The sequence below is a fragment of the Nocardia niigatensis NBRC 100131 genome, assembly GCF_000308655.1.
In the GTDB taxonomy this organism is placed as follows: domain Bacteria; phylum Actinomycetota; class Actinomycetes; order Mycobacteriales; family Mycobacteriaceae; genus Nocardia; species Nocardia niigatensis.
In genome coordinates, this window is the sequence record NZ_BAGC01000004.1 from 20,784 (window position 1) to 27,856 (window position 7,073).

General features: G+C 66.0%; 5 protein-coding genes. 1 reads left to right on the forward strand and 4 read right to left on the reverse strand.

Features of this window, described 5'->3' with window-relative positions:
• Positions 1-47: 47 nt before the first annotated feature.
• From ON33_RS43890 to hsaA, 4 genes are all read right to left on the reverse strand, one after another.
• Complete coding sequence (locus ON33_RS43890; RefSeq protein WP_040854674.1) at positions 48-2,003, reverse strand: serine/threonine-protein kinase; 1,956 nt, start codon at positions 2,001-2,003, stop codon at positions 48-50.
• Between the two features lie 508 nt (positions 2,004-2,511).
• Positions 2,512-3,300, reverse strand: coding sequence for a sigma 54 modulation/S30EA ribosomal C-terminal domain-containing protein (locus ON33_RS02955; protein WP_051151575.1), 789 nt, complete (start codon positions 3,298-3,300; stop codon positions 2,512-2,514).
• A 177-nt stretch (positions 3,301-3,477) separates the two neighbouring features.
• Positions 3,478-4,434, reverse strand: coding sequence for an iron-dependent extradiol dioxygenase HsaC (hsaC, locus tag ON33_RS02960; RefSeq protein WP_281033185.1), 957 nt, complete (start codon positions 4,432-4,434; stop codon positions 3,478-3,480).
• 2 nt (positions 4,435-4,436) lie between these two features.
• Positions 4,437-5,606, reverse strand: a complete 1,170-nt coding sequence (gene hsaA, locus ON33_RS02965) for a 3-hydroxy-9,10-secoandrosta-1,3,5(10)-triene-9,17-dione monooxygenase oxygenase subunit (RefSeq protein WP_040854681.1) — start codon at positions 5,604-5,606, stop codon at positions 4,437-4,439.
• 208 nt (positions 5,607-5,814) lie between these two features.
• Here hsaA and ON33_RS02970 point away from each other — a divergent pair, with 208 nt between their 5' ends.
• A complete protein-coding gene (locus ON33_RS02970; protein ID WP_245550272.1) occupies positions 5,815-7,014 on the forward strand; it encodes a 3-ketosteroid-9-alpha-monooxygenase, oxygenase component in 1,200 nt (399 codons plus the stop codon).
• Positions 7,015-7,073 lie beyond the last annotated feature (59 nt).

Sequence of the window (7,073 nt, forward strand, 5' to 3'; positions counted from 1 at the left end):
TTGTGTTCTGTCGTTAGGTCGCTGGTCTGTGCGCACCTGCACCCGAGTCAGCGCCGCGGCTCGATCACCGATACCGAATTTTGGTCGTAGATAGCGGTGTAGACGGTGTGCGTGCCCGGGTCGACTGCCACACCGACCGGCCCCTTGCCGACCGGGATGGTGGCGGTGACGGCGTGGGCGGCCGGGTCGATCACCGATACCGAATCGCCGTCCATGTTGGCGGTGTAGACGGTGTGCGTGCCAGGGTCGACTGCCACACCCTCTGGCCCCTTGCCGACCGGGATGGTGGCGGTAACCGCGTGGGCCGGGTTGATCACCGACACCGAATCGCCACCCTTGTTGGTGATGTAGACGGTGTGCGTGCGCGGGTCGACCGCCAGCCCATCCGGCCCCTTACCGACGGGGATGACCGCGGCAACCGTGTGGGCGGCCGGGTCGATCACCGACACTGTAGCGTCGTCGTAGTTGGTGGTGTAGACGGTGTGGGTGCCCGGGTCGACCGCCACATCGATGGGCGACTTGCCGACCGGGATCGTGGCGGTGACGGCGTGGGCGGCCGCGTCGATCACCGACACCGTAGCGTCCTGATAGTTGGTGGTGTAGACGGTGTGGGTGCCCGGGTCGACCGCCACCCCTTCCGGCCACGTACCGACCGAGATGGTCGCGGCAACCGTGTGGGCGGCCGGGTCGATCACCGACACCGAATTGTCGTCCCTGTTGGCGGTGTAGACGGTGTGGGTGCCCGGGTCCACCGCCACACCGAGCGGCCACTTACCGACCGAGATGGTCGCGGCAACCGTGTGGGCGGCCGGGTCGATCACCGACACCGAATTGTCGTCCCTGTTGGCGGTGTAGACGGTGTGCGTGCCCGGGTCCACGGCCACATGGATCGACCCGTTGCCGACGGGGATGGTGGCCGTGACGGTTGTGGCCGTCGTCGGGTGGCCGACACTCTCGAACAGTTTCCAGTAGACGATCCCCCCGCCTGCGGCGGCCACCGTGAGCACCACGGCCAGGACCGGGATCCACCGTCGCCGCAGGAGGTTCGGCACTCGCGGCGACGGCGCCGACGGCCGGCCCGGTAACGGACCCGAGGGCGGCGGTTCCGGTGGTTGCATCGGGGTGGCTACGCTGGCGAGGATGGTGGAGGCGATGTGCTGGTCGGTGTCGGTGAGGGCCTCGTGCGCGGCGCGAGCGAGGTCTCCCGCGCTCGGATAGCGATCAGCGGGATCCTTGGCCATGCCCCGCGCGATGACGGCGTCGAACGCCGTCGGAGTGCCCGGATGTACGGCGCTGGGTCGGGGGATCGGGTCGAACAGGTGGGCGGTGATCAGCACCTGGACACTGTCGGCACGGTAGGGACGGGTGGCAGTCAGGCACTCGTGCAGCACACAAGCCAGCGAGTAGATGTCGGCGCGGTAGGTAACCTCATCCTCCTTGAACCGTTCCGGGGCCATATAGGAGTAGGTGCCGACCGCGGTCCCGGTGCCGGTCAAAGCAGTGCCGGTGGTGGAGTGGGCGATGCCGAAGTCGACGAGGTAGGCGAAGTCGGCCTGGGTGACCAGGATGTTGGCGGGTTTGATGTCGCGGTGGATCAGTCCCTCGGCGTGGGCGGCGTCCAACGCCGCGGCGACCTGGGCGATGATCGCGACCGCGCGGGCCGGTGCCATCGGGCCGTGCCGCTTCAACAGGCCGCCGAGATTTTCGCCTTCGACGAGCCGCATGTCGATGAAGAGCAAGCCGTCGATCTCGCCGTAGTCGTGGATCGGGATGATGTGCGGTTCCCGCAGGCGGGCGGCGGTGCGGGACTCGCGCCGGAACCGTTCGCGGTAGCGGGCGTCCGCGGCCAGGTGTTCGGGCAGCAGCTTCAGCGCCACTGTGCGGTCCTTGGTGGTGTCGTATGCCTCGTACACCTCACCCATACCGCCCCGGCCGAGCAACTTCCCCAGCTGGTAGCACCCGAACTGGGTGCCCACCCGCGATCTCTGTGCCGGCTTGCTCATGTCAGCATCCCTGCTTCCCCGCAAGATTGCCCGGACTCACTGTCGTTTGCGTGATCAACGCTAAACCGCCGGGACCGATCCCCGAAAGTCGGAAGCTTCAACCGGCCGCTGCAGGTGCGTCAGTAAACGATTGAAGAGATCGGCCAGCGCTACCTTGCGGATCGATTGGCGCTTCTCAGTGCCGCCCGCACCGCACTCCACGAGATCATCGATATCCGTTAATCAGCTCAACTCGTGCCTGTCCTCGTAGTGGGGGAGCGCGTCGATTATGGCCCTGCACTGGGACGTTGGGGGAGCGAGGGGGCATAGGAAAGTACTCCCGGATCGGAAGTAGGGAGTCTGCGTCGGGAAGAGAAGTCCCTGGGGCCGCAGGGGAGGAATCGCGGGCAACGCGTGCTGGGTGAACACGCCACGCCCCTAGACCAAGCTGGCGAGCAATCGCAGCGATTCCTCACGCGGAGTTCGAGGGTGTCACACCTGAAGTCGTCGTCGACCTGGTTGGCCTCGGTCACGACCGCACCGCGCCGGCGTCGAATGCAGGAGTGATCAGGCCCAGGCCACTGTCGTAGCGGCGGTACGTCAGGTGTCCGCGCCCGGTGTCGAGGTCGGTGTAGAACAAGAACGGCAGCCCGTGCTCGCGTACGCGGTCGGCCGCCTCGTGCTCGGTCAGCACCGGCGCCGGACGCGGACACGTGATCAGCGGTACCGGCGTGGCCGCCGCGACGGCTGCGGTGCGCGGTGGATGGACACAATGCTGGCGGGCCAGCCGCAGTCCGGACGGCTGGGCGCGGTAAACGATCGCATCGTCACCGGTATCGGCGTCGGTGAACAGATGCACGTCGTAATCCATGGCGTCCATCACCACCGCCGCGGTGAGCGGTTCGGCGGTCTGCAACGCAACGGTCTTGCGGCACATGAGAATTCCCGGACCGGGTGCGTCCAGCGGCGGGCGGGTCGGGTCCGGCCACGGCCGCGGCGACCGCGCCTCGCGCACCGTCCATAGCTGGCGCTCCAGACGCACGAGCACCGGCAAGGCATCACCGCGACCGTAGGTGAGGGTTTGCACCCGGATCGGTGTGCCCGCCGGCTGCGCATTCACCTGGACCAGAATCGGTCCGCTGTCGCAGTTGGGGCCGGTCATCCGAATCCGGGCTGTCGGATCGACCCGAAAGCGCATCAGTAACCGGCCGACCGCACCGGCCACCCGCTCACCTTCCAGGACCGGAACCTGCCCGTTCGCGAGCACCACGATGCCCGGAAACGCTTCCGGTGACCATGTCTCGCACGCACGCAACACCTGTAGACCTCACTCGCGTCGGGTTTTCGAGACAGCGGAATCGCACGGCTCCGAGCAGGAGGATGCCCAGCAACAGACCTGTTCAGAAGGGTCCAAAGTCACCTGTACGCATGATTTCGACATCGCGGTATTCAGAAACCGAGTCATCGAGATTTCGCCGCCTGATCGACCCGTGCCTCATCCCCGCCGCGAGCCGGCGGTGAAGTCGTGCCCCCACAGGCTGACTGCGGTTGATTCCCGCGCGATCCACGAGTGGTCGTCGACTTCCATTCCCTCGCAACCGAACTCGATATCGAATCCACCGGGCGAGGCCATGTAGAACGACAGCATCTTGTCGTTGATGTGGCGGCCGAGAGTGGCCGATAGGGGGACGTTGTTGCGCCGCGCGCGATCCATGCACAGGCCGACGTCGTCGGTGTTCTCGACCTCGACCATCAGGTGCACGACACCAGAGCGAGCCGGGGTGGGCAACAGTGCCAGCGAATGATGGCGTGGATTGCAGCCGAAGAACCGCAGCCACACCGGCTCCGCGTCGGCGGGGCGACCGGCCAGTTGCGCGGGCAGGCGCATGGAATCGCGCAGCCTGAATCCGAGCACGTCGCGATAGAAGGCCACGCCGGTCGCATCGTCGGCGCAGTTGAGCACCACATGCCCGAGCCCCTGCTCAGAGGTGACGAAGCGGTGGCCATGAGGGCTGACGAAGCGCCGGGCCAGGTATTGGGCACCGTGGAACGCCTCGAGCACATTGCCCGACGGGTCCAGGAACCGGATCATGGCCTCCACCCGGCGGTCGGCGAGCTCGTCGTCGGTGGCCTCTGCGAAGGACACATCGGCTCGGCGCAGGCTGTCGCGAAGCTGTTGCAGGCCCACTGCGTCCGCGAGTTCCCAGCCGCACACCTGTAACCGGTCCCGGTCGCCGGGCACGATCACCAGTCGCGCCGGGAACTCGTCCATCCGCAGGTAGAGGGCGTCCGGGTCGAGCCCTTCGGTCTCCTGCATACCGAGCACACGCAACCCGAAATCGCGCCAGGCGGCCATATCGGTGGCCTCGATACGCAGATAGCCGAGGGCGCGAATACCCGTGGGTGCCTGTGCGGGAGCCGGAGGCGAGGCAGGCTCCGCCATCCTCGTCATCGCTAGTACATCCCCTCGGTGAGCGGGAGCCCGAAGGCGTGGGTGCCGTACATGACGTAGACGCGCTCGGCGTCGTTGGCCGCGTGCACCCGCCCAGCGTGTGCGTCGCGCCAGAATCGCTGCAGTGCAGTGTCATTCGCGAGGGCGGTCGCCCCTGACGCCTCGAACAGGCGGTCGATCGAGGTGATCGCGCGACCGGTGGCGCGCACCTGGTCGCGGCGGGCGCGAAGGCGCAGATCGAGCGGAATCTCGCGGCCCGCAACCAGATACGCGTATTCCTCGGCCACATTGCCCGAGAGTTGCCGCCACGCCGCGTCGATGTCGCTGGCGGCCTCGGCGATGCGCACCTTACCGAACTGATCGTCTTTTGCCTGCTCGCCCGCGTAGGCGGCGCGCACGCGCTTGCCCTGGTGCTCCACATGAGCGGCGTACGCGCCGTAGGCCATGCCCACAATGGGGGTGGAGATGGTCGTGGGGTGAATGGTGCCCCACGGCATCTTGTACACCGGATCGGTATTGCGTTCCAGGCCAGGTGATTTCAACTCGCCCATGGCCTTGAAGCCGAGAAAACGATGCGCGGGCACGAAGACGTTCTCGACCACGACCGTGTTCGATCCCGTGCCGCGCAGACCGACGACATTCCACACGTCCTCGATGCGGTATTCACGGCGGGGGATCAGGAACGAGCCGAAGTCGACCGGCTTGCCGTCCTTGATCACCGGCCCGCCGACGACCACCCAGTCGGCGTGATCGCAGCCCGATGACCAGGCCCAGGAACCGTTCACGAGGTATCCGGAGCCGTCCTCGGTCACCACACCCGCACCCATGGGCGCATAGGAGGACGCCACCCGCACACCGGCGTCCTCGCCCCACACCTCTTCCTGTGCACGCTGATCGAACAACCCCAGGTGCCAGTTGTGGATGCCGAGGATCCCCGCCACCCAGCCCGTGGAACCGCACGCAGACGCGATCTTGCGCACGGTGTCGTAGAACACGACCGGATCGCAGGCGTGCCCGCCCCACTGCCGCGGCTGCAGCAACGTGAAGAATCCGGTCTCCTGCAGGTCTTTGATGGAGGCGTCCGGGATGCGGCGCAAGTCCTCGGTTTCCTGCGCGCGCTCGGACAGCGTCGGCAACAACGCCTCGACACGATCGATGATGTGCTGGGTCATCTCGGCGGATACTCCCTCGACTCGATCAGCGGGCAACGCATCCACCCGCCGCACAACTAGAACTGGTTCTAGTAACTATCGAGCACAAGGCACTCCGAAGGCATCGGGCCGATCATCCAAAATTTTGAGGACTTTTGACCATTGCAGACGGGGCGGAATCTCCTCGATCCTGACACGAATCTATAACGTGTTCCAGAGGAGGATTGGGGTGGCGGCAAACTCGCTGCGGCAGGGCCGGAACATCCGCGAGATCGATGTGGGTGCTGCGCCCACCCGGTATGCCCGAGGCTGGCACTGCCTGGGCTTGGCGAGCACCTTCCGGGACGGGAACCCACACTCGGTCAATGCGTTCGGCACCAAACTCGTCGTCTGGGCCGACAGCAGCGGAAAGCTCAGCGTACTCGACGCCTATTGCCGTCACCTCGGCGGCGACCTGGCCATGGGCGAGGTCAAGGGCGACGACGTCGCCTGCCCGTTCCACGACTGGCGGTGGAACGGCGCAGGCAAGTGCACCGGCATCCCCTATGCGCGGCGTGTGCCGCCGCTGGCCCGTACCCGTGCCTGGACCACCCTCGAGCGCAACGGCCAGCTGTTCGTGTGGCACGACCACGAGGGCAACCCGCCGCCGGACGACATCGCGATCCCTTACATCGCAGGCCCGTTCACCGATGCCGATGGCAGCCACTGCGACGCTCACAACGACAGATGGACACAGTGGACGTGGAATTCGCTCCTGATCGAGGGCTCCAACTGCCGCGAGATCATCGACAACATCGTCGATATGGCGCACTTCTTCTACATCCACTACGCCTTCCCCACGTTTTTCAAGACCGTGTTCGAGGGCCACGTCGCCACGCAGTATCTGAAGACCAAGGGCCGCCCCGACGCGCCGATGGCCTCCAAATACTCCGGTGACACCTTGCTCGAGTCGGAAGCCAGCTATTTCGGGCCGTCGTACATGATCAACCCGCTGCGCAACATCTACGGCGGGTTCGAGGTCAACAGCGTCTTGATCAACTGCCACTACCCGGTCGACCAGGACTCGTTCGTGCTGCAGTACGGCATCACCCTGCAGAAGCCCGACGGTATTCCCGACGATGTCGCCGACCGGTTGGCCGCGAAGATGGTCGAGGGCATCGGTGCCGGTTTCCTGCAGGACGTCCAGATCTGGAAGCACAAGTCCAAGATCGAGAATCCGCTGCTGTGCGACGAGGACGGCCCGGTCTACCAACTGCGCCGCTGGTATGAGCAGTTCTACGTCGACGTCGCCGACATCGACCCGAAATCGCGGCAGCGCTTCGAATTCGAGGTCGACACGACCAAGGCCAACGAGGCATGGGAAGCCGAGGTCGCGGAGAATCTGCGCAGCCGGCGCGACACCCATACGATCGCCACCGCCGGGTCCTGAGCAGCCGCACTCGGTGGCATCGGCCCGCTCCTACTGCCCCACAACACCATTGGAAGAGA

What these genes read in the sequence shown, in the direction of transcription:
- ON33_RS43890 (WP_040854674.1), bottom strand. Translation starts at nt 2,003, where the DNA reads ATGAGCAAGCCGGCACAGAGATCGCGGGTGGGCACCCAGTTCGGGTGC.
- hsaC (WP_281033185.1), bottom strand. Translation starts at nt 4,434, where the DNA reads ATGACGAGGATGGCGGAGCCTGCCTCGCCTCCGGCTCCCGCACAGGCA.
- hsaA (WP_040854681.1), bottom strand. Translation starts at nt 5,606, where the DNA reads ATGACCCAGCACATCATCGATCGTGTCGAGGCGTTGTTGCCGACGCTG.